This window comes from Pseudomonas sp. LBUM1679, assembly GCF_059695565.1.
Genome location: NZ_CP166774.1, coordinates 5,215,476 through 5,236,179, shown reverse-complemented (window position 1 = coordinate 5,236,179; position 20,704 = coordinate 5,215,476). Strand labels below are relative to the sequence as shown.

General features: G+C 59.2%; 24 protein-coding genes. 20 read left to right on the top strand and 4 right to left on the bottom strand.

All coding sequences use genetic code 11. The features are described 5' to 3' along the window. The first annotated feature begins 16 nt into the window (after nt 1-16). The 18 genes from ACA062_RS23675 (at nt 17) to ACA062_RS23590 (ending at nt 14,235) form a co-directional block, all read left to right on the top strand. Nucleotides 17-1,144, top strand: a complete 1,128-nt coding sequence (locus ACA062_RS23675; protein WP_497453262.1) for a phosphoribosyltransferase domain-containing protein — start codon at nt 17-19, stop codon at nt 1,142-1,144. Next, complete coding sequence (locus ACA062_RS23670; protein ID WP_497453261.1) at nt 1,134-1,892, top strand: HAD family hydrolase; 759 nt, start codon at nt 1,134-1,136, stop codon at nt 1,890-1,892. Before ACA062_RS23675 ends, ACA062_RS23670 begins: the two co-directional genes overlap by 11 nt. Beyond that, nucleotides 1,885-2,979, top strand: coding sequence for a cysteine protease StiP family protein (locus ACA062_RS23665; protein ID WP_497453260.1), 1,095 nt, complete (start codon nt 1,885-1,887; stop codon nt 2,977-2,979). The genes ACA062_RS23670 and ACA062_RS23665 overlap by 8 nt, the downstream gene beginning before the upstream one ends. After that, complete coding sequence (locus tag ACA062_RS23660) at nt 2,979-3,929, top strand: HpcH/HpaI aldolase/citrate lyase family protein (RefSeq protein ID WP_497453259.1); 951 nt, start codon at nt 2,979-2,981, stop codon at nt 3,927-3,929. Before ACA062_RS23665 ends, ACA062_RS23660 begins: the two co-directional genes overlap by 1 nt. Then, the gene (locus ACA062_RS23655; RefSeq protein ID WP_497453258.1) at nt 3,926-4,597 is read left to right on the top strand and encodes an HAD family hydrolase; all 672 of its coding nucleotides are present in this window, start codon (nt 3,926-3,928) and stop codon (nt 4,595-4,597) included. The genes ACA062_RS23660 and ACA062_RS23655 overlap by 4 nt, the downstream gene beginning before the upstream one ends. Nucleotides 4,598-4,686: 89 nt before the next feature. Then, complete coding sequence (locus tag ACA062_RS23650; RefSeq protein WP_497453257.1) at nt 4,687-5,271, top strand: TerD family protein; 585 nt, start codon at nt 4,687-4,689, stop codon at nt 5,269-5,271. Next, nucleotides 5,271-6,440 carry a TerD family protein gene (locus ACA062_RS23645; protein WP_497453256.1) on the top strand — a complete coding sequence of 390 codons (1,170 nt, stop codon included), beginning with the start codon at nt 5,271-5,273 and terminating at the stop codon, nt 6,438-6,440. The genes ACA062_RS23650 and ACA062_RS23645 overlap by 1 nt, the downstream gene beginning before the upstream one ends. 45 nt (nt 6,441-6,485) lie before the next feature. Then, the gene (locus ACA062_RS23640; RefSeq protein ID WP_497453255.1) at nt 6,486-6,935 is read left to right on the top strand and encodes a tellurite resistance TerB family protein; all 450 of its coding nucleotides are present in this window, start codon (nt 6,486-6,488) and stop codon (nt 6,933-6,935) included. A gap of 11 nt (nt 6,936-6,946) precedes the next feature. Next, entirely contained in the window at nt 6,947-7,981 is a 1,035-nt protein-coding gene (locus tag ACA062_RS23635; RefSeq protein WP_497453254.1) for a TerC/Alx family metal homeostasis membrane protein, read from the top strand. Nucleotides 7,982-8,012: 31 nt separating this feature from the next. Then, on the top strand, nt 8,013-8,588 hold the full coding sequence (locus ACA062_RS23630) for a TerD family protein (protein ID WP_497453253.1): 576 nt from the start codon (nt 8,013-8,015) through the stop codon (nt 8,586-8,588). A gap of 100 nt (nt 8,589-8,688) precedes the next feature. After that, nucleotides 8,689-9,267 (top strand): TerD family protein, encoded by a 579-nt coding sequence (locus ACA062_RS23625; protein WP_497453252.1) that lies wholly within the window; start codon nt 8,689-8,691, stop codon nt 9,265-9,267. Between the two features lie 225 nt (nt 9,268-9,492). Further along, on the top strand, nt 9,493-10,830 hold the full coding sequence (locus tag ACA062_RS23620) for a serine hydrolase domain-containing protein (protein WP_497453251.1): 1,338 nt from the start codon (nt 9,493-9,495) through the stop codon (nt 10,828-10,830). A gap of 262 nt (nt 10,831-11,092) precedes the next feature. Then, the gene (locus tag ACA062_RS23615) at nt 11,093-11,281 is read left to right on the top strand and encodes a hypothetical protein (protein WP_497457482.1); all 189 of its coding nucleotides are present in this window, start codon (nt 11,093-11,095) and stop codon (nt 11,279-11,281) included. 308 nt (nt 11,282-11,589) lie between these two features. Continuing rightward, the gene (locus tag ACA062_RS23610; RefSeq protein WP_128873396.1) at nt 11,590-11,961 is read left to right on the top strand and encodes a bacteriocin; all 372 of its coding nucleotides are present in this window, start codon (nt 11,590-11,592) and stop codon (nt 11,959-11,961) included. A 192-nt stretch (nt 11,962-12,153) separates the two neighbouring features. Continuing rightward, complete coding sequence (locus tag ACA062_RS23605) at nt 12,154-12,588, top strand: glycine zipper domain-containing protein (protein ID WP_497453250.1); 435 nt, start codon at nt 12,154-12,156, stop codon at nt 12,586-12,588. Between the two features lie 129 nt (nt 12,589-12,717). Further along, entirely contained in the window at nt 12,718-12,912 is a 195-nt protein-coding gene (locus ACA062_RS23600; protein WP_497453249.1) for a hypothetical protein, read from the top strand. Nucleotides 12,913-13,018: 106 nt separating this feature from the next. Beyond that, nucleotides 13,019-13,237 (top strand): hypothetical protein, encoded by a 219-nt coding sequence (locus ACA062_RS23595; protein ID WP_497453248.1) that lies wholly within the window; start codon nt 13,019-13,021, stop codon nt 13,235-13,237. 302 nt (nt 13,238-13,539) lie between these two features. Next, on the top strand, nt 13,540-14,235 hold the full coding sequence (locus ACA062_RS23590; protein ID WP_497453247.1) for an HAD-IA family hydrolase: 696 nt from the start codon (nt 13,540-13,542) through the stop codon (nt 14,233-14,235). An 84-nt stretch (nt 14,236-14,319) separates the two neighbouring features. Here ACA062_RS23590 and ACA062_RS23585 read toward each other — a convergent pair whose 3' ends face one another. Further along, on the bottom strand, nt 14,320-15,066 hold the full coding sequence (locus tag ACA062_RS23585) for a 3-oxoacyl-ACP reductase family protein (protein ID WP_497453246.1): 747 nt from the start codon (nt 15,064-15,066) through the stop codon (nt 14,320-14,322). A 124-nt stretch (nt 15,067-15,190) separates the two neighbouring features. Between ACA062_RS23585 and ACA062_RS23580 the strand changes: the two genes are divergently transcribed. Next, nucleotides 15,191-16,114, top strand: a complete 924-nt coding sequence (locus ACA062_RS23580) for a LysR family transcriptional regulator (RefSeq protein WP_497457481.1) — start codon at nt 15,191-15,193, stop codon at nt 16,112-16,114. A 231-nt stretch (nt 16,115-16,345) separates the two neighbouring features. On the opposite strand, the gene ACA062_RS23575 is transcribed toward ACA062_RS23580, so the two are convergent. Next, on the bottom strand, nt 16,346-17,074 hold the full coding sequence (locus tag ACA062_RS23575) for an aspartate/glutamate racemase family protein (RefSeq protein WP_150764348.1): 729 nt from the start codon (nt 17,072-17,074) through the stop codon (nt 16,346-16,348). A gap of 599 nt (nt 17,075-17,673) precedes the next feature. Further along, complete coding sequence (locus ACA062_RS23570; protein WP_497453245.1) at nt 17,674-18,408, bottom strand: phosphoadenylyl-sulfate reductase; 735 nt, start codon at nt 18,406-18,408, stop codon at nt 17,674-17,676. Nucleotides 18,409-18,581: 173 nt separating this feature from the next. Here ACA062_RS23570 and thrH point away from each other — a divergent pair, with 173 nt between their 5' ends. Then, nucleotides 18,582-19,199, top strand: a complete 618-nt coding sequence (gene thrH, locus ACA062_RS23565) for a bifunctional phosphoserine phosphatase/homoserine phosphotransferase ThrH (protein WP_150783266.1) — start codon at nt 18,582-18,584, stop codon at nt 19,197-19,199. A gap of 110 nt (nt 19,200-19,309) precedes the next feature. Here the strand turns inward: thrH and pabB are convergent, their stop codons facing one another. Then, complete coding sequence (gene pabB, locus ACA062_RS23560; RefSeq protein WP_497453244.1) at nt 19,310-20,647, bottom strand: aminodeoxychorismate synthase component I; 1,338 nt, start codon at nt 20,645-20,647, stop codon at nt 19,310-19,312. Nucleotides 20,648-20,704 lie beyond the last annotated feature (57 nt).

Here is a 20,704-nt window from a genome sequence, read left to right as displayed (position 1 = left end):
ACCTAGGAATGTGTTCATGGAACGTAACGCCGCTACAAAAATGCTTAGCGCGCAACTGGTGCGCGGGCGACTCGACGTCAACGTCGATGATTGTGTAATCGCCCCCGACGCACTGTTCGGATTTGCCGAGCGCCGTAACCCGAAGCGTGCGTTCCTGTTTGTGTCCAAAGTCCTGGGACGTCACATCCCCGTGCGGCCGTCGGCGATGAACGCAAGCTTTGAAAACCTGGCGGCGAAAATTCCTGCTGACTTGCCAGGCCCTGTTCTCGTTATTGGCATGGCCGAGACGGCAGTTGGCCTCGGAGCCGGTGTTCATCGTGCCTTCAGCGCCATCCGCCCTGATGCCGTCTACATGGTCAGTACGCGTCACCCGACGGGTACCGAACTGTTCACTCGATTCGAAGAAGAGCACAGTCACGCCAGTGCGCACCTGATCCACCTGCCCGTCGATCCCGATGTGCGGGAAATGATGTTGAACGCCCGTTCGCTGGTGCTGGTCGACGACGAAGCATCCACCGGCAAGACTTTCATCAATCTGCACCGCGCCCTGGTCGATGCCGGCCTGAGCAAGGTCGAACGGGTCGTAACCTGCGTTCTGACGGACTGGTCCGGCGGTGCTGTGCGCAACACCATTGGCCCATCCGCCCATCAGGTTTCCCTGTTGCAGGGGGCCTACCGCTTTATCGAAGATAGCGACGCCCCGTTACCGCAAATGCCCTCCGTAGGCACCATCGCCGCCGGCGTGTGGCCGCTGTCGCCACGAAACGACTGGGGCCGTCTAGGCGTGCGCAATGTCGAGGACACCCTGGCCCCCGAGCTGCAGGTCGCTGCAGGTGAGCGGATCCTTGTGGTTGGCACCAGTGAGTTCGTCTGGCGTCCCTTCCTCCTCGCCGAGCGCCTGGAACGTGCTGGCGCCGATGTGCATTTCAGTTCCACGAGCCGCTCGCCCATCGCGCTTGGCCATGCCATCGAGCACGCATTGTCGTTTTCGGACAACTATGGTCTCGGCATCCCCAACTTCCTCTACAACGTCAGCCCCGGTCAGTTTGACCGCGTGCTGATCTGTTCGGAAACCCCAGCCCAGGCCGTCCCCGCTGAATTGGTTGCTGCCCTGAACGCTGAGGTAATCGTCGATGAGCAGTAATCGCCCCCTGGTGTTGATCGACCTCGATGACACGCTGTTTCAAACCGCTCGCAAGATGCCGCCAGGCGCGCCACGCCATCCAGCGACCCTTGATGTGGATGGGCAACCGAACGGCTACATGAGCACCGTCCAGAAGTCTTTTGCCGAATGGTTGCTGGCGACCGCCGATGTTGTGCCTGTCACTGCCCGCAGCGTCGAAGCCTACAGTCGGGTGAAACTGCCTTTTAGCCTCGGCGCCATATGCTCACACGGCGGCGTGATTCTTGGTCCTGATGGAAGGCTCGATCAGGACTGGCATGCGTATATGTGCGAAATGCTCGACAGCTTCCAGAATCGCCTGCCGGCCCTGAGCGAAGCGACGCTGGCAATCGGCAAGGAGCTTGGCATCTCGTTGCGCGGTTGGGTGGTCGAAGAGGAAGGTTTGCGCAACTACGTGGTGACCAAACACAACGAATCCAATGACGATGTGCTGAATTCGGTACTGGCGCAAGTCCAGGCTCGAGGGCTGTTGGAGGGTATGCACATCCATGGCAACAGTAACAATCTGGCATTCCTGCCGGCTGGCCTGTCCAAGCGTGTGGCAGTTCAGGAATGGCTGCGCCGTGATCGCGAGGTCAATGGCGAACGTCCCGTGCTGGGCTTTGGCGACAGCATCACCGACCTGGGCTTCATGGATGAGTGTCACATGTGGGCCACCCCGGCGCGTAGCCAACTGGCCAGGCTAGTGGGGGGCGTGATCAATGGTTGATCCTGTTCGCGACCTCAACACCGTGGGCAGCGGCAGCTACGCACCTGAAGACGTTCACTTCCTCCTCCAGCCGGTGCAGATGCAAGTAACCGATGTCGTCGAGAAGGAGCGTCTGATTCAGACCAGGCAGAAGCACTACTCCGAGATGATCAGTCTGGAGAGCGCTCCGACTGCCGTTCACAAGGCGTTATACGAGCGGGCACTTGCGCAGAATGGCACGCGTATGGCCACGGACGTTCAATCCCTGGCGCTTGCATTGAATGAAGCCTGCGCCGGCACTTCCATTGTGCTGGTGTCCTTCGTGCGTGCAGGCCTCCCGCTGGGTGTACTGCTGCGCCGCTCGCTCATCGAAATGGGCCGAAACACCTACCACTATGGAATCAGCATCGTCCGGGACCGCGGGATCGACACCGTTGCGCTGGAAGCGATCATCCAGGCACATGGTGCCGAGAACATCGTGTTTGTCGACGGCTGGACGGGCAAAGGTGCGATTTCTGGTGAGATCAAGCGCAGCCTGAATGGCGACTCGCGCTTCCCGACAGATCCCCGGTTAGTCGTGCTGGCCGACCCTTGCGGCCGAGCCTGGCTATCGGCTTCGGCAGAGGACTGGGTCATTCCGTCCGGCATTTTGGGTGCCACTGTTTCCGGTCTCGTATCGCGCTCTATCTGGCCTGTCGATGGCGGACTGCATGGTTGCGTGGTCTACGACCACCTGCGAGAGCACGATGTGACCCGTGATTTCATCGAGCAGATCGAGACGAAACGCCGGGCATCAGGGGAGGTGGCCCAAGCATCGCCGTGGACACACAGTCAAAGACTGGAACTCCAGGCAGCCGCTTCAGCTGTAGTCGAGTCGTTGGCCATACGTTTTGATATCTCGAATTTGAACCGGGTGAAACCGGGGATCGCCGAGGCGACCCGTGCCGTACTGCGCCGCGTACCTGACCGGGTCCTGGTCCGGGATCGCCGCGACAGTGACGTTCAGCTGTTGCTGCACCTTACCGAGGGGGCGGGCGTTACCGTGGAGGAGGCCGGTGCTGATCTGGGGCCTTACCGGGCGGTGACTGTCATTCGGAGCTTGAGCTGATGAAGAGGCGCTCTCCATACGCCCTTGGGGCCACGCTCTATATGCCGGCCACGCGAGTGGATCTGCTCGACGTCGTTTTTCGCAGGAAGCTGCCAGAGCTTCGGTCGCTGGTGGTTTGCCTGGAAGACGCAGTGGCGGACATCGATGTCGACACTGCGCTGCGCAATCTGCATAACCTGCTGACGGCGATTGATCAACGTGGTGGCCGCCCCGCGGAGGGGCCACTGTTGTTCGTCCGTCCGCGAGATTCGGCAATGGCGGCCGTACTGAATGAGTGGCCGCTGATGCGGCATGTTGACGGGTTTGTCGTGCCGAAACTGACGCTGCGTAACCTGGTCGCATGGGAGCGTGCGGTCACCAACCCTGACCTGTTTCTCATGCCGACACTGGAAACTCACGACGTATTCAATCCGGGTGCGATGGTCGAATTGGGCCATGCGCTCAAGGCCAACCTGGACCAGCGAATCATTGCCCTGCGCATTGGCGGGAACGATTTGATGGGGTGTCTGGGCCTTCGGCGCAACCCTGCGACAACGCTGTACCAGACTCCGATGAGCTTCGTCATACCGATGTTGGCCGGGATTATGGGCTCGCAGGGCTTCGCCCTGACCGCCCCTGTATTCGAGCAGCTCGCTACACCGGACTTGCTGAAAGAAGAGCTGGAGCTGGATATCGCGCATGGCCTGGTAGGCAAGACAGCGATTCACCCAAGCCAGATCAGCATCATCCAGGACACTTTGCGCGTCAGCCTCGAAGACCTGAACAGCGCGAAGCTGATCGTGAGCGACGTTGCACCGGCCGTGTTCAAGCACAACGATGTGATGTGTGAGCCTGCGACCCATTACAAGTGGGCAGTCAAGATCCTCGAGCGTGCGCAGTGGCACGGCGTGAAGCAAGCAGAAGTCGGCGGCGGCGAGCCGCCGATTCGCCTGGCCGAGGCTGTTCGATGACACAGCCATTGCCCGAGGCGGATGTGCACGGGAAGAAGGTGCTGTCGGTCTTTGACTTCGACGGCACCCTTACCCGGTATGACAGCTTCGTCTTATTCCTCAAGTTTGCCTTTGGAACGCGAGTGTTCAGTCGACGCATGCTGAGGCTCGCGCTACCGGGCATTCGTTTCCTCGCGCGGCGGATGAATCGAGACCAACTCAAGGCGCATTTGGTCAGCACGTTTCTGACTGGCGTTGAAGCGGAGTGGGTACGGCAGCAAGCAGAAATGTTTTGTACGGAGTTTTGGATCCGGCTGATGCGCCCTTCAGGGTTACCATCCCTTGCCGCCGAGAGGGAGGCCGGTGCCATGGTAACCCTGTGCTCTGCATCTCCCGTCCTGGTGCTTCAACCTTTCGCGGATCGCCTTGGCGTCAAGCTGATCGGTACGGAGCTTGAGGTGGTCGATGGCTTGCTGACCGGGCGCATCGCCGGCAACAACTGCAGGTGCGAGAACAAGGTGTTCAGGCTCGAGGCGGTCTATGGACCGCTGAGTCAATACCATCTCAAAGCATGGGGTGACACCCGTGGTGACCATGAATTGTTGGCCGCGGCGCAAGAAGCCCATTGGCGACAGTTTCATCCTGCGTGGCGTCGTGGACGCCAGTACAGGACCCAGGTCGGGAATTGATGTGTGGGCGATGTTGCTCTCACCAACCTGCGAATGTCGGTCAAACCTGATCACCTCGCGAACACTGAAGATCAACAAGGAACGTACAGATGGCACTTACCCTGAGCAAAAACCAATCCATCTCGCTGGAAAAAACCGCTGGCGGTGGACTGACCAATATCAGCCTCGGCCTCGGCTGGGATCCGGTGAAAACCGGCTTCCTTGGCAAGCTGATGGGCAGCGGCGGCGCGATCGACCTTGACGCTTCTTGCATCCTCCTCGACAGCGACCTGAAATCCATTGATCTGGTGTGGTTTCGCCAACTGCAGTCACAGGATGGTTCGATCAAGCACTCGGGCGACAACCGCACGGGTGACGGTAATGGTGACGATGAAACCATTCACGTTGACCTGCAGCGCCTGCCTGCGTCGGTCAAGTATCTGGTGTTCACCGTAAACAGCTTCACCGGGCAGACATTCGAGAAAGTGGAAAACGCCTACTGCCGTATCGTGAACGCGGGCAACAAGTCGGAGCTGGCACGTTTCAACCTGTCTGAGCGTGGCGGTCACACCGGCATCGTCATGGCGAGCCTGGCACGCGAAAGTGGTGGCTGGGAGTTCAAGGCAATCGGCAAGGTGACCAACGGCCGCACGGCAGATGATCTGGTGAGTCTGGCTGTTCAGGCAGTGCGCTGATGGCGACTCTCCTACCGGGTGGTAATGCACCGGTTGCCACTGGCCAACTTCGCGTGGACATCAACTACTCGCCGGTTCCCGGCGCTGACATCGATGTCTCGGCCTTCGTGCTGGGCTCAGCAGGCAAAGTCCGTGGCGACGGCGATATGTGTTTCTACGGGCAAACCAGTGTGCTGGGTGGCGCGGTGCAGATGACTGAGTCGTCAGCCGGTCGCGCAGTGTTTACCCTTGATTTGAGCCGTCTGCAAGCGGCTGTCGAGAAAGTGGCGTTGACTGCGACGATCTACGAAAACAAAGCCAGCTTCGACCGTGTCTCGCAGCTCTCGGTAACGGTGTCAGGCGGGGTTGAAGCTCAACTTCCTACAGCTGGCATGAAGGAAACTGCACTCATCCTTGGCGAGTTCTATCGCCGACAGGGCGAGTGGAAGTTCCGCTGCGTGGCCCAAGGCTTTGCCGGAGGCCTGGAACCCTTGGCCAAACATTTTGGTGTCGAAGTCGCTGCCCCGACTCCGACCCCCGCTAAAGCCGCTCCCCAGCCTGTCCCGGTCCCACCAGCCGCACCGAAGTCTTCGGTCAGCCTGAGCAAGGTTACCCTCGATAAGACACGTCCCTCGATCAGCCTTGAGAAAACGGCTGCCGGATTCGGTGAAATAAAAGTGAACCTGGACTGGAACAAGGGCAGCGGTGGCGGTTTCTTCAGCCGTAGCAAATCCATAGATCTCGACGTCGGCTGTCTCTACGAACTCCAGGATGGTCACAAGGGCGCGGTTCAAGCATTGGGCGAATCATTCGGCAGCTTGAAGCATGAACCTTACATCCAGTTGATGGGCGACGACCGGACAGGCTCTGTTGCTGGAGGGGAGTGGCTGCACATCAACGGGGCGAAGTGGGGGGAGGTGCGTCGCATCCTGGTCTTCGCCTTCATCTACGAGGGTGCGCCTGATTGGAAAGCGACTGATGGGGTGGTGACTATCTACATTCCTGGTCAGCCAGACATTGAAGTACGTCTCAACGAGGAGGGTGGGCGTGACGCCATGTGCGCTATCGCCATGCTTGAAAACGTCAACGGTGCAGTCAAGGTCTCCCGGCGAGTGGACTTCCACCGAGGGCATTCCGCGGTGGACAAAGCTTACGGTTGGGGCATGAGCTGGAAAGCCGGCTCGAAATAGGAATTTTGGAGGGTCCTCTGACCCTGCCTCTTGAGGGGAACTCAAATGCTTGCATGGCTTAAAACGAACGCGGCGAAAGCTCGAGACACACTGTCCACTGAGGTCGCGAAATTCAAGAATCAAAAGTTCATGGATGCCACCACCGCGGGTTGCGCCATTGTCGCGGCGGCGGATAACGACATCTCTGCGGCTGAGAAGTCGAAGATGATTGGATTTATCACCCACTCGCCTGAACTGAAAGTCTTCGAACTCAAGGACGTGATCAATTCCTTCAACGACCACTGCACGAAGTTCGAGTTCGACCTGCAGATCGGTCGGGCTGAAGCGCTGAAGGTTGTCGGCAAGCTCAAAGGCAACGATGGCGCTGCTCGCCTGTTGGTCCGGGTCGTATGTTCTGTGGGTGCATCGGATGGCAACTTCGACGACCAGGAAAAAGCGGCCTGTCGCTCGATCTGCCTTGAGCTGGGCCTCGACCCAGCCGATTTCGAACTCTAAGGAGCGGTACCGTGGAAGCTACTCAAATCGGATTCCCTCCGCTGACCATGGCTGTATTCGTCGGAATCGCGGTTGGCGCGCTTCTGCTCGACATGGTCACTCATCGTGGCGACAAGCCAATTTCGCTGGCCAAAGCCTCGATATGGTCGGTCTTCTGGATCGCAATCTCGCTAGCGTTTGCAGGTTTCCTGTACATCCAGCATGGTCCGCAAGTCGCAAGTCTCTTCGTAACCGGTTACGCCCTGGAGAAAGTCCTGAGCGTGGACAACCTGTTCGTATTCATGGCGATCTTCGCCTGGTTCAAAGTGCCGGATGGCCTGCGCCATCGCGTTCTGTACTGGGGCATCATCGGCGCTATCGTGTTCCGCGGCATTTTCGTTGCTATCGGCACCGGTCTCTTGGCCTTCGGACCCTGGGTTGAGATTGTATTCGCGCTGATCGTTGCGTGGACTGCAGTCATGATGCTACGCGCCAAAGGCGATGGCGAAGAGGAAGAAGACTATTCCAAGCACATGGCTTATCGCTTCGCACAGAAGCTGTTCCCAGTGTGGCCAAAGCTGTACGGCCATAACTTCTTCGTGACTCGCAAGGCCCTGGAGGTAGAGCTCAAGAAGCCAGAAAACAAAGGCATGACTCTGGCGGCAAAAGGCACCATCTTCGCTACGCCGCTATTCCTCTGCCTGGTGGTTGCTGAAGTGTCTGACATCCTCTTCGCATTTGACTCCGTTCCAGCGATTATCGCGGTGAGCCGTGAACCCCTGATCGTCTATTCCGCCATGCTGTTCGCAATCCTGGGCTTGCGGACCATGTACTTCGTCCTTGAAGCGTCAAAACGCTACCTGGTCCACTTGGAGAAAGCGGTCATCGCACTGCTGTTCTTCATCGCAGTCAAGCTCGGCTTGAATGCGACCGACCACATGTTCCACCACGGCTACAACATTGACGCGAACACCAGTTTGATGATCGTTATGGTGGTCCTGGTTATCGGCATCGTCGCGAGCTGGATCTTCCCTGACAAAGAAGCCACTCAGCCCGAAAGCAACTGAGCAATAGCATTTACCACAAGGAGCTCTACCCATGGCACTGACACTTCAAAAAGGCGGCAACCTGTCTCTCACGAAAACCGATGCGAGCTTGACCAAGCTTCTGATCGGTCTGGGCTGGGATCCTCGCGCCACTGATGGCGTTGAGTTTGACCTGGATGCGAGCGCCTTCCTGTTGGGTGCAAACGCAAAGGTACGCAGTGACGCTGACTTCGTTTTCTACAACCAGTTGAAGAGCGTCGACGGCTCGGTTGAGCACACCGGCGATAACCGGACTGGTGCTGGCGATGGTGACGACGAAGTGTTGAAGGTCGACTTGAGCCGCGTACCCGCTGACGTCGACAAGATCGCATTCATCGTTACCATCCACGATGCAGAGGGGCGCAAGCAGAACTTCGGCCAGGTGGGCGGTTCTTTCATCCGCATCGCCAACGAAGTGACCGGCGCTGAAGTGGTTCGCTACGATCTGGCCGAAGATGCCTCGACCGAAACGGCAATGATCTTCGCCGAACTTTACCGCAACAACGGCGAGTGGAAATTCCGCGCCGTTGGCCAAGGCTTCGCTGGCGGCCTGAAGGCGCTTGCAAATTCGTTTGGCATGAACTTTTAAATCTGTGCTGGTGGACAAAGGTTTCGCTAGCGGCCTGGAGTCGCTGGCGAGATCACCGGCATGAACGCTTGATCGAACCCACGGAACAAGGAATCTGAAAATGGCTGTAAGTCTGACTAAAGGCGGCAATGTCTCGCTGTCGAAAGAGGCCCCCGGCCTGACCGAAGTAATCGTTGGACTGGGCTGGGACCCGCGCGTTACTGATGGCGCCAAGTTCGATCTCGACGCTTCAATTTTCATCGTCGGCGAGAATGGCAAGGTTCTCGATGACGCAAGCTTCATCTTCTACAACAATAAGAAATCTGCCGACGGTTCGGTCGAGCACATGGGTGATAACCAATCGGGCGATGGCGAAGGCGACGACGAACAAGTCACCGTGAAGTTGAATGGCTTGGCCGCTGCGGTGAAGAAACTCGTCTTCGCTGTGACCATCCACGATTCCGTAGAGCGTAAACAGAGCTTCGGTCAGGTTGCCAACGCCTATATTCGCGTTGTGAACAAATCTGACGGCAAAGAGCTGGCTCGCTACGACCTGAGTGAGGATGCTTCTACCGAGACCGCCATGATTTTTGGCGAGCTGTATCGCAGCGGTGAAGAGTTCAAATTCAAGGCAATCGGCCAAGGTTTCGCCGGCGGCCTGAAGCCTCTGGCTGAATCCCACGGCGTGAGCATCGGTTAACCGACTGCTGTCTAGCCCTGAAACAGGTTTACACCTGTATCACCCCAACGCCCGGTGCACCGCATCGGGCGTTTTGTATTTTAAGGACAAGTGCGGTTGCTCCTGATTGTAGATCGTATTGGCCTCTCGCCCATCTGTTCAGCCTGCGGCTCCTCCACAAGACCTATCTTCAGCCTCTGCGTCCACCTGTTAAACTGCCCGAACCCCTCGAATGGAATCGACACCATGTCTCACCCCCGCATCTCCTCCCGCCGTCTGGCAGTGTCCATCACAGCCGTATTGACGGCCGTCCTGTCATCCCTCACCACCGCATCCACCCCCACAACCTTCCCCGACGCCGCCGCCAGCGACCCGGCAACATTAGGTTGGATGATCGGCTCGCCACCGCCCGCCGATCGCACCGTGCGCTTCGAGGACGGTAGCTATTACCAGTTCCCGGCGATGCGCTGGAGTGTTTCGAACTTCCGCCAACTCATGCCGACCATCAATGTCTCGCGAGGACTTGGCGCCCCGGTTCCCTTGCAATCCGCGTTGCGCAACGACATCGACGCCCTCGGCTTCGTCCCGCTCGGCGCAAAGGCATCGATGACGTGGGATCAATCCCTTGCGGCCACCTACACCGACGGGATTGTGGTGATGCATCGCGGCAAGGTTGTCTACGAACGTTACTTTGGGGTGCTGAAACCTGAAGGCCAGCATGCTGCGATGTCGGTGACCAAGTCCGTGGTCGGCACGTTAGGGGCGATGTTGGTGGCTGAAGGGCGAATCGACGCGGATAAGCACGTCGCCGATTACATCCCCGAACTGGCGAGCTCGGCGTTTGGCAGTGCCACGGTGCGTCAGGTTCTGGATATGACCACCGCGCTCAAATACAGCGAGGATTATGCCGACCCGAATGCCGAAGTCTGGGCCCATGCCAAAGCCGGCAGTCCTTTGCCCAAGCCGAAGGACTACACGGGACCGCGAAGCTACTACGAGTTTTTACAGACGGTGCAGCTGCAAGGTGAGCATGGCAGCGCGTTCGCCTACAAAACCGTGAACAGCGACGTATTGGGCTGGGTCATCGCTCGAGTGACCGGTCGTAACGTCGCGCAGTTGCTGTCCGAGCGGATCTGGAGTCGGCTGGGGGCGGAGCAGGATGCCTATTTCACGGTGGACTCCATCGGCACCCCGTTTGCCGGCGGCGGCTTGAACACTGGCTTGCGCGACCTGGCCCGGTTTGGCGAGATGTTGCGCAACGATGGCGCGTTCAACGGTCAGCAGATCGTGCCCAAAGCGGTGGTGGACGAGATCCGCCATGGCGGCGATAAGCAGGCCTTTGCCAAGGCCGGTTACGACTTGCTCAAGGGCTGGAGCTACCGCTCGATGTGGTGGGTGACGAACAAGGAAGGCGGCGCCTTCATGGCGCGCGGAGTGCATGGGCAGCGTATATATGTCGACCCGAAAGCCGAGATGGTGATTGTTCGCTATGCATCCCATCCGGTTGCCGCTAATTCGGCCAATGATCCAGTGACGTTGCCGGCGTTTGAAGCGTTGGCTCAGTATTTGTCCAGGTTGCCCTGAGTTCGGGCGCTGCAGGCGGATGCGGTGGTGGGACTGGATGACGAGATCAGCATGCGGGCCGGGAAGGGCGCGATGGTGGTGGTATTTGTGACCGGGACGGCGGTCAAGCTGAAGTGAGTTCGCGCAGGCCATTCGTCGGGGACGGGGCAATCTGAATTACAAGTCCAGTAATGACCGGCTAGTCTGAAACGCCTTGGCGATCGATATTTTTCAGGCAAAAGGGCTTGCCGGTGTCGATCCCGTTTTTGAGAGGGGCGAAGATATGGCTGATCCGTATATCGAAGACGACGGCGCAGAGTTTCCGATCAACAACTGCGTGCAATGTGGGCAGACCGATTATGTGGCGGGCTTCGGTGAAGACCAGACCCGGAACGACAAGATGAAATCCATGGCGCGCCCAGGACCGAAGGCGAAATTTTTACCCAAGGTAGCGGCAACGTCCAGGAAGTAACGCACCCGCCAACCCCGTCATCGAACGGGGTTTTTCAGGCGTTGAAGAAATAGGTGCCGACAAATGTTTCCCACGAAATCTTTCACAAAGTTTTCACACCCATCGACGTAGTCTCAGCTCATCCGTTAGAAAGCAATACTCCAGCCCGTCTCCCCAGCGGGCTTTTTTTTGCCTGTCATAAAACCTTTCCCGTAAACGCTGTCAAATCGTCGCTAATAGTGAGGTTGTGACCGTTTATCCGGGTCGTTGCCTCCTCAAAAGTATTCAATGACCGACCTTTCGGTTCCCCCTTTTTTGAGGTTCTCGTTATGCGTTTGACTCTGCCTGCTCTGGTTCTGGGACTTTTGGTTGCTCAGGGTGCAATGGCTGCCGGCGATGGCACTGCCGCGCTGGGTGGCGGCCTGGGTGGCGCGCTGGGTAATGTGGTCGGCCAGAACATGGGCGGCAGTACCGGTGCGGCGATTGGTGCCGGTGTGGCCGGCGCAGCGGGCAGTGCGGTTGCCGCACGCAAAGGCAGCCGTACCAAGGCCGCCATTGGTGGCGGTGTCGGCGCGGCGGGCGGTTCGGTGATCGGCAACAGCCTGGGTGGCAAGACCGGTTCGACCATCGGCGCGGGCCTGGGCGGTGCATTGGGCGGCGGCGTGGGCAGCAACCTGGCCAAGGGTCACAAGCGTCACTGATCCTGTGCGATCGCTTCTGAGCCCGGCTTGATGCCGGGCTTTTAGTATCTGGATGTTTCTGGGACCTTATTCTTCGAGCCGACAGCGGTCCAACGCTCATCGCTGACCGGATTCAGCGGGCGCAGGTGCTAGACTCTCGCCGATCCGCAGTGCGTATTTTATTCCCCCGAAGCGGAATCAGAGGTTCATATCATGCGTTTGACATTGTCCACAGTAGTTCTGGGACTTTTGGTCGCTCAAGGTGCAATGGCTGCCGGTGACGGCACGGCTGCAGTAGGTGGTGGTATTGGCGGTGCGCTGGGTAACGTGGTCGGCCAGCAAATGGGCGGCAGCACGGGGGCGGCGATTGGTGCCGGCGTCGGCGGCGCGGCAGGCAGTGCGGTAGGTGCCCCGAAAGGCAGTCGGACCGCAGCTGCCATTGGCGGCGGTTTGGGCTCGGCTGGCGGCTCGGTGATTGGTAACAGTCTCGGTGGCTCGACCGGCTCTACCATCGGAGCAGGCCTGGGCGGTGCGGCGGGTGGTGCGGTGGGTAATAACCTGGGGACCGACAGCGGCAGTTCCCATTCCGGCAACGGCCATAAGCACAAGAATAAGCACAAGAACAAGAACAAGAACAGGCATCACTGATTCGACCCGGAATCAACGCGCAAACCCGGCCTGGTGCCGGGTTTGTCGTATCTGTGGTCCTGTGGGCGGAACGATTGACTGACGGGCGCCTCGAACTTCATACACTCCCTGATTGTTGCGAGGACTGCCATGACGCCTGAAACCGAAGGTACGGAAGAAAAAGGCCCGAGCGGGCTCCCGTTCATCAACGATCCCGGCAATGAAGACCCAGGCTCCCTGATGGATGACGCGACGGTGCCGCTCAACGATGCCGACGACGCCGGCGACGCCAGTAACGTGGACCAGACCGAATTTGAAGACGAGGACGACGAAGACGAACAATGATCCGGCTCCGGGACCGGCTGACCGATCGTCCGCCTGATCGAACCGTGGCCTATGTGCTGTCATCGAAATTGCAGGACCTGGTTTCAGGCCCCCTGAGAGGTGTTTTATGAACGCTGACCCAAAAGATTCCGACATCGACGACACGCCTGAATACCCGCTGCCTTCTCCTACCGACCCGCTTCCCCGCGACCAGCGCCCGCCGGATGATGACGCGGGAGTGGAACAAGTGCCGAACGATGATGTGAGGCGCACTGACACTGATGTTGAAGCACTGCCTGATGATCCGGACATTGCCGGTAACGACGGCTCCAACGAGCCGAGTTGACGCATGCGGTTCTGGAAGTGGGTCTGGAGAATCCGGTAGTTCGGGAATGAGTGGCAGCGGCAGCGGTGGCAGTTCGGGCAGTGCCGGTGGAGATAAGGGTAGCGCGGGCGGTGGTACAGGAGGCTCGGGAGGTGAGTGATCGCTGAATCACGGTCATCCTCCAGCACAGGTTTTTGCATCCGTCGGGCGTGTGGCCGTTGCTCTATGACGGCCCCGCTCGTTATGCTGCTGAAACCTTTAATCAATCACGGATCGGGCTTTGCCTGAATCTCCGGGATGTCATTAAAAACGGATTAGATGCGATGAATGCAGCGCTGAATGAATTCGGCCCGATAAAGGCCGTGATTTTCGATATGGACGGCTTGCTGCTGGACACCGAAGGCATTTACACCGAAGTCACCTCCCTCATTGTCGGGCGTTATGGGCGGACCTTCGACTGGAGCGTCAAACAGAACATCATCGGCCGTGGCGCGGGTGATCTGGCGCGGTATGTGGTCGAGGCGCTGGACCTGCCGATTACGGCCGAAGAGTTTCTGCAGATCCGTGAACCGCTGATGCGCGAGCGTTTTCCAGCGGCGCTGGCCATGCCGGGCGCCCAGGAACTGGTTCGGCATCTGAAGGCCAACAACATTCCGATCGCGGTGGGCACCAGTTCCTCGCGTCAGTCGTTTGGCCAGAAAACCACTTTGCACCGCGACTGGTTTGCGCTGTTCGACTTCATCGTCACTGCCGATGATCCAGAAGTCGGCGCGGCCAAACCGGCGCCGGATATTTTCCTCACCGCTGCGCGACGCCTGGGTGTCTTGCCCGGGGACTGCCTGGTGTTCGAAGATTCGCCGTTCGGTGTCACGGCGGCGAAAGCGGCAGGGATGACGGCGATTGCCATTCCGGACGCGGCGATGGCCGACGAAAAGTACGCACACGCCGATGGCATTCTTCGTACGCTGAAGGCGTTCAATCCGAGTGCCTGTGGTTTGCCCCACCTCGACTGGGCTTGACCACCGGAAACAGTGTGGGAGCGACGGTGCGACGATTCGACCTGCTCGCTCCCACATTAATGGATTGCGGTTGACTGACCTGTATCAGGCGCCGAAACCACCGTCGATGGTCAGGCTGGCGCCGGTGATGTAGCCGGCTTCGGGGCCCACCAGGTAGGCGACGAAACTGGCGATTTCTTCCACTTGGCCGTAACGGCCCACCGCCATCAACGGAATCAGGCTCTCGGCGAAGTCGCCGCTGGCCGGGTTCATGTCGGTGTCGACCGGACCTGGCTGCACGTTGTTGATGGTGATGCCCCGTGGACCGAGGTCGCGAGCCAGACCTTTGGTCAGACCGACCAGCGCCGATTTGCTCATGGCGTAGGGTCCACCGCCGGCGAAGGGCATGCGCTCGGCGTTGGTGCTGCCGATGTTGATGATGCGCCCGCCTTCGGTCATGTGCCTGGCGGCGGCCTGGGTAGCGATGAATACGCTGCGCACGTTGATCGCCAGGGTCTGGTCGAAGTCTTCGAGCGTGAAGTCCTCAAGCGGTGCGACAGCCAGTACGCCGGCGTTATTGACCAGGATATCCAGGCGGCCGAAGGCTTCGACTGTGGCGGTGACGGCGCTGCGAATGGCCTCGGCGTCGGCACTGTCAGCCTTGATGGCCAAGGCTTTGCCACCGTTGGCGGTGATGCTGTTTTGCAATTCTTCGGCCTTGGCCGTAGAGCTGACATAGGTGAAGGCGACCGTCGCGCCTTCAGCGGCCAGGCGTTTGACGATGGCTGCGCCGATACCGCGGGAACCGCCTTGAATCAACGCCACTTTGCCGCTGAGGTTCTGAGTAGTCATATCGATCTCCAAGTCCCGAGGCGAGGTGTCTCGGTTGATGGAGCCTAGTATCGATTCAGGATTACAGGCTGTGTAGAGGGTAATTGCGATAGTCTGTGTAAACCAGAAGTTTATAGTGACGCTTATGGAAACCTTCAGCAGTATCGAATGCTTCGTGCGCAGCGCCGAAGTCGGCAGCTTTGCCGAGGCCGCGCGGCGCTTGAGCCTGACCCCGGCGGCGGTGGGCAAGAGCGTGGCCAAGCTTGAGGCTCGATTGGGTGTGCGTCTGTTCCAGCGCAGCACCCGAAGCCTGACATTGACCGAAGCCGGTCATCTTTTTCTCGGCGAGGTCAGCGCCAGCCTGCTCACGATCCAGAATGCCGTGGCCAATCTGGCCAGCGCCGAAGGACGACCGGCCGGCACATTAAAGGTCAGCATGGGCACCGTATTCGGACGCTTGTACGTCGTGCCGTTGCTCGGGGAGTTTCTGCGACGGTTTCCGGCCATCAACCCGGACTGGCATTTCGATAACCGGCAAGTCGACCTGATCGCCCAAGGCTTCGACGCGGCCATTGGCGGGGGATTCGAACTGCCTCAGGGCGTAGTGGCGCGCAAGCTGACGCCGGCGCATCGGGTGTTGGTGGCGTCAGTCGACTACCTGGCGCAACATGGAGCTATCGTCGAGCCCGATGATCTCCAACATCATGACGGGATCCTGATTCGATCGCCGCAAACCGGTCGCGTGCGCTCCTGGCAGTTGACCAGTCGCACCCAACAACACAGTCCGTTGACGCTCAAGGCACGGATGACAATGAGTGATTCCGAGGCTGCCTGCGCCACTGCAGTCCAGGGCCTGGGCATCGCGCTGGTGAGCATGCCGTTCGCCGTGGGTTATCTGGAGGCCGGGACGTTGCAGCGGGTGTTGCCGCAGTGGTATGTCGACGATGGCAACATCTCTATCTATTACGCTGAGCACAAACTGCTGCCGGGCAAGACCCGGGCGTTTGTCGATTTCATTATTGAGCAGTTTGCGGAGCGCGGGTTGGGGCAGCGGTTCAGTGCGCTCTGAGCCTGGCATTGGACCGAGGTGCTGCCTTCGCGGGCAAGCCCGCTCCCACAGGGTTTTGTGTTGTATGACGGTTATGTGAACAACATAAAACCCTGTGGGAGGCTGGCTTGGGACCGAGGTGCTGCCTTCGCGGGCAAGCCCGCTCCCACAAGGTTTTCTATCGTATGGCGGTTATGTGAACGACACAAAACCTGTGGGAGCGGGCTTGCCCGCGATGAACGATAACGCGGTCTACCTGCCAAACCGCCCCGGCCAACCCACAATTTTCTTCGGCCGCGGCGTCGCATAAGTCCGCACCTTCGACGTCGACAGCCCCAGCCGCACCAACGACTCGGCAATGGTCACCGCCGCCGTCACACCATCCACCACCGGCACCCCCGTACGCTGACGAATCTGCTCGTCCAGCCCGGCCATGCCGCCGCATCCCAGGCAAATCACCTCGGCCTTGTCCTCAAGCACCGCCAATTCCGCCTGACGGACAATGGCCTCCAGCGCGCGCTCTGGATCGGACTCCAGCTCCAGCACGGCCAAGCCACTGGCGCGCACTGACGCACAGCGGTCCCAGAGTCCCGACAGTTTGAGACGATCCTCGATCAGCGGCACGGTGCGGTCCAGCGTCGTGACCACCGAGTAGGCATGGCCCAGAAACATTGCGGTACTGGCGGCCGCATCGGTGATATCCACCACCGGCACGTTGAGCAACTCCTGTAACCCTTCGCGACCGTGCTCGCCGTAACCGGCCTGGATCACCGCGTCAAAGGGTTGGTCGTAGGCCAGCACCCGATCCATCACGGCGATGGCAGCCAGGTAGCTTTCGAAGTTGCCTTCGATGGAATCGGCGCCGAAGTAGGGTGTCAGGCCAATGATTTCGGTGCCTGGCGCGGCCACGGACTGCGCCGAACGTGCGATAGCCTGGGTGATGGACTCGGTGGTGTTGACGTTGACCACGAGAATGCGCATGGAAAGTCCTTATGGCGGATGGTTCTGCGGCCCGGCATCGCCGGGCCGTCACGGGATTAATGACTGACGTTGTCGACCGCGATGGATTCGCCGCTGACGTCGGCGTAGTGCGGCTGCAGCCTGTACGGGATAGGGCGCTTCAGGCTTGCGGATCTAAAGTGTGTTTATGTTTTGATATTATTGTATACAAAACATGTATGCACTAAAGCCAGATCTATGCCAGTTGCCGAGCTATCAATCACGGTGCTAATTTCGTTTTGTTATCTTGGTTGGCTAAATGGCTGAAAATATAGAGATATAAATTGACCGATCGAGCAGGTATTTATTTATTGGCGGGGTTTGGGAGAAAGGTCGGCTGGGAAAGTCAGGCAAGGAGGATGTAACTTTTTGGGGCGCAGAAACGAAAAGTGCACACACACACAAATGGCACCTATGGTGACATTCGTGTGTACACACTTTTCAGGCTCATCACAGAACCTGTGGGAGCGAGCTTGCTCGCGATGGTCGTCAACGATAACGCGGCAAGCCTGACACCCCGCTGCGCTCTCAGGTTCATCGCGGGCAAGCCCGCTCCCACAGGGATCTCGCAGGATTCGAGGTCAGGACTTGCTGATGATATTCCCCGCATGCAACCCGCATTCTTTCTGCGTTGCCTCTTCCCACCACCAGCGACCTTCACGCTCGTGCTGGTTTGGCAGCACCGGACGGGTGCAAGGTTCGCAGCCAATGCTGATGAAGCCGCGTTCATGCAGGCTGTTGTATGGCAGCTCGAGCATGCGGATGTAACCCCAGATCTCTTCACTGGTCATCTGTGCCAGCGGGTTGAATTTGTACAGGGTGCGTTCCGGCGTCGAAAACGCGGTGTCGATTTCCAGCACGGCGACGGCGCTGCGGGTGCCCGGGCTCTGGTCTCGACGCTGGCCGGTGGCCCAGGCCGTCACGCTGGACAACTTGCGACGCAGCGGCTCGATCTTGCGGATACCGCAGCATTCGCCATGGCCGTCCTTATAGAAACTGAACAGGCCTTTTTCCTTCACGAAGGGTTCAAGTTTCGTGTAGTCCGGTGACACCAGCTCGATCTCGATCTGGTAGTGCTCGCGCACCTGATCGATGAACCGATAGGTCTCGGGGTGCAGGCGGCCGGTGTCGAGGCTGAATACCTTGACGTTTTTGTTCAGCTTCCAGGCCATGTCTACCAGCACCACGTCTTCGGCGCCGCTGAAAGATATCCACAGGTCATCGCCGAACTCGGCGAACGCGAGTTTCAGGATGTCCTGGGCGGATTTGTTGGCATAGGTCGTGGCGAGTTCCACGACATCGAACGATGGGCTCATCAGGGCGGCTTCCTACAGGTCGGTGGCGCTGGGCGCTCTATATGGGACTGATGGTAACAAAATCCTGCAGCGACTGGCGCGCCCTCTGCGTTGCGCAGGCCCGCCCGAGTCGCTAGAGTTCGGCAGTCCTTTTGCTCGCTCGACTCAATAATCAATACAAATGGGAGTGTCTCGTGGAAATTGCCTGTCTGGATCTTGAAGGTGTGCTGGTCCCGGAAATCTGGATCGCCTTTGCCGAAAAAACCGGGATCGAATCCCTCAAGGCCACCACCCGGGACATCCCCGACTACGACGTGCTGATGAAACAGCGCCTGCGGATTCTCGACGAGCACGGCCTGAAGCTGTCCGACATCCAGGAAGTGATCGCCACGCTCAAGCCGCTGGACGGTGCCGTCGAGTTCGTCGACTGGCTGCGTGAGCGGTTTCAGGTGGTGATTCTGTCGGACACCTTCTACGAATTCTCCCAGCCGCTGATGCGTCAGCTGGGCTTCCCGACCTTGCTTTGCCACCGCCTGATAACGGATGACTCCGGTCGGGTGACGAGCTATCAGTTGCGTCAGCGCGATCCCAAGCGCCAGTCGGTATTGGCCTTCAAGAGCCTCTACTATCGGGTGATTGCGGCAGGGGATTCCTACAACGACACCACGATGCTGGGCGAGGCGGATGCAGGGATTCTGTTCCATGCGCCAGACAATGTGATTCGCGAGTTTCCACAGTTCCCGGCGGTGCACAGCTTTGAAGAGCTGAAGCAGGAGTTCATCAAGGCCTCGAATCGGGCCCTGAGTCTGTAGTCGATTTCGAGGGCGCCTTCGCCGGCAAGCCGGCTCCTACAGGTTATGTGTTGACCGCATAATTGTGGCTTGACACAAAACCTGTAGGAGCCGGCTTGCCGGCGAAGCTCTTAAAGATTTTGCAGGGTATCGAGCAACACCTTCACCTTGGTAATCGATTCCTGATACTCGGCCTGCCACTCGGAATCGGCGACGATCCCGCCGCCTCCCCAGCAACAGACCTGCCCATCCTTCACCAGCAGACTGCGAATGGCGATGGAGCTGTCCATCTCGCCGCGCACGTCCAGGTAAAGCAAGGATCCGCAATACAACCCACGACGCGTCGGTTCCAGCTCGTCGATGATCTGCATCGCGCGAATCTTCGGCGCGCCGGTAATCGATCCACCCGGGAAGCTGCCGGCGATCAGGTCCAGGGCGTCCCGGTCATCCGCCAGTTCCCCGGTCACGCTGCTCACCAGGTGATGCACGTTCGGGTAGCTTTCCAGACTGAACAACTCCGGCACCCGCACCGAGCCGATGCGGCAAGTGCGGCCGAGGTCGTTGCGCAGCAAGTCGACGATCATCAGGTTTTCCGCGCGGTCCTTGGGGCTGGCCAACAGTTCGGCGGCGTTCGCCGCATCTTCGCCAGCGGTCAGGCCGCGAGGGCGGGTGCCCTTGATCGGGCGGGTTTCCACATGGCGCTCGCTGACTTTGACGAAACGCTCCGGCGACAGGCTCAGCACCGCGCCGCCCTCGGGCAGGCTCTGGAAGCCGGAAAACGGCGTCGGACACGCCGCGCGCAAGGCGCAATAGGCGGCCCACGGATCGCCCTGGCACTGCGCACGGAAACGCTGGGCGAAGTTGACCTGATAGCAGTCACCGGCCTGGATATAGTGCTGAATGCGCTCCAGTGCGTGACGATACTCATCAGCACTCAAGTCGGCATTCATCGGTGCTTTCAGTGTGAAAGGCTCGATCGGGTCGATCCCGGGCTGGCTGAACAAGGCGATCAGACGTTGCCGCTCGCTGTCGATCAGCGTCGGGTGAAACACCAGCTGACTGGTCTTCAGTTGGTGATCGCTGATCAGTGCCCAGTCATAGAGCCCGAAACGCGCATCAGGCAATTGCAGGTCGTCCTGCGCCAGGCTCGGCAGGTGCTCCAGGTGGCGGCCGAAGTCATAGCTCAGGTAGCCGATCAATCCGCCAGCGAAAGGCAAGTCAAACGGCAGCGCGGCTTCACCCAGCCGTGTCAGGTTATCGCGCAGGCGTTGCAGGAAATCGCTACCACTTTCGTCAGGCAATACGGCCAGTTGTTCCAGCGGCCAGGCGCTGAGCAGGTCATAACGACCGCGATCGGCAGTCGGTCGGCCACTGTCGAGCAGTACGGCACCGGGGGCATGCCGAATCGCCGCGAAGTAGTCTGCGGGATTGGCGCGATAGGGGAGCGGGTGTACGGAACAGGTCAACATGGGCAGGGCGGATCAGCCATCGAGGCGGGGGTGGCGATTGTAGTCTCCTCTGGGAAT

What these genes read in the sequence shown, in the direction of transcription:
- ACA062_RS23630 (WP_497453253.1), top strand. Translation starts at nt 8,013, where the DNA reads ATGGCACTGACACTTCAAAAAGGCGGCAACCTGTCTCTCACGAAAACC.
- ACA062_RS23615 (WP_497457482.1), top strand. Translation starts at nt 11,093, where the DNA reads ATGGCTGATCCGTATATCGAAGACGACGGCGCAGAGTTTCCGATCAAC.
- ACA062_RS23650 (WP_497453257.1), top strand. Translation starts at nt 4,687, where the DNA reads ATGGCACTTACCCTGAGCAAAAACCAATCCATCTCGCTGGAAAAAACC.
- ACA062_RS23645 (WP_497453256.1), top strand. Translation starts at nt 5,271, where the DNA reads ATGGCGACTCTCCTACCGGGTGGTAATGCACCGGTTGCCACTGGCCAA.
- ACA062_RS23620 (WP_497453251.1), top strand. Translation starts at nt 9,493, where the DNA reads ATGTCTCACCCCCGCATCTCCTCCCGCCGTCTGGCAGTGTCCATCACA.
- ACA062_RS23640 (WP_497453255.1), top strand. Translation starts at nt 6,486, where the DNA reads ATGCTTGCATGGCTTAAAACGAACGCGGCGAAAGCTCGAGACACACTG.
- ACA062_RS23600 (WP_497453249.1), top strand. Translation starts at nt 12,718, where the DNA reads ATGACGCCTGAAACCGAAGGTACGGAAGAAAAAGGCCCGAGCGGGCTC.
- ACA062_RS23675 (WP_497453262.1), top strand. Translation starts at nt 17, where the DNA reads ATGGAACGTAACGCCGCTACAAAAATGCTTAGCGCGCAACTGGTGCGC.
- ACA062_RS23590 (WP_497453247.1), top strand. Translation starts at nt 13,540, where the DNA reads ATGAATGCAGCGCTGAATGAATTCGGCCCGATAAAGGCCGTGATTTTC.
- ACA062_RS23625 (WP_497453252.1), top strand. Translation starts at nt 8,689, where the DNA reads ATGGCTGTAAGTCTGACTAAAGGCGGCAATGTCTCGCTGTCGAAAGAG.
- ACA062_RS23610 (WP_128873396.1), top strand. Translation starts at nt 11,590, where the DNA reads ATGCGTTTGACTCTGCCTGCTCTGGTTCTGGGACTTTTGGTTGCTCAG.
- ACA062_RS23655 (WP_497453258.1), top strand. Translation starts at nt 3,926, where the DNA reads ATGACACAGCCATTGCCCGAGGCGGATGTGCACGGGAAGAAGGTGCTG.
- ACA062_RS23575 (WP_150764348.1), bottom strand. Translation starts at nt 17,074, where the DNA reads ATGCGCATTCTCGTGGTCAACGTCAACACCACCGAGTCCATCACCCAG.
- ACA062_RS23570 (WP_497453245.1), bottom strand. Translation starts at nt 18,408, where the DNA reads ATGAGCCCATCGTTCGATGTCGTGGAACTCGCCACGACCTATGCCAAC.
- ACA062_RS23585 (WP_497453246.1), bottom strand. Translation starts at nt 15,066, where the DNA reads ATGACTACTCAGAACCTCAGCGGCAAAGTGGCGTTGATTCAAGGCGGT.
- ACA062_RS23605 (WP_497453250.1), top strand. Translation starts at nt 12,154, where the DNA reads ATGCGTTTGACATTGTCCACAGTAGTTCTGGGACTTTTGGTCGCTCAA.
- ACA062_RS23670 (WP_497453261.1), top strand. Translation starts at nt 1,134, where the DNA reads ATGAGCAGTAATCGCCCCCTGGTGTTGATCGACCTCGATGACACGCTG.
- ACA062_RS23580 (WP_497457481.1), top strand. Translation starts at nt 15,191, where the DNA reads ATGGAAACCTTCAGCAGTATCGAATGCTTCGTGCGCAGCGCCGAAGTC.
- ACA062_RS23665 (WP_497453260.1), top strand. Translation starts at nt 1,885, where the DNA reads ATGGTTGATCCTGTTCGCGACCTCAACACCGTGGGCAGCGGCAGCTAC.
- ACA062_RS23595 (WP_497453248.1), top strand. Translation starts at nt 13,019, where the DNA reads ATGAACGCTGACCCAAAAGATTCCGACATCGACGACACGCCTGAATAC.
- ACA062_RS23660 (WP_497453259.1), top strand. Translation starts at nt 2,979, where the DNA reads ATGAAGAGGCGCTCTCCATACGCCCTTGGGGCCACGCTCTATATGCCG.
- pabB (WP_497453244.1), bottom strand. Translation starts at nt 20,647, where the DNA reads ATGTTGACCTGTTCCGTACACCCGCTCCCCTATCGCGCCAATCCCGCA.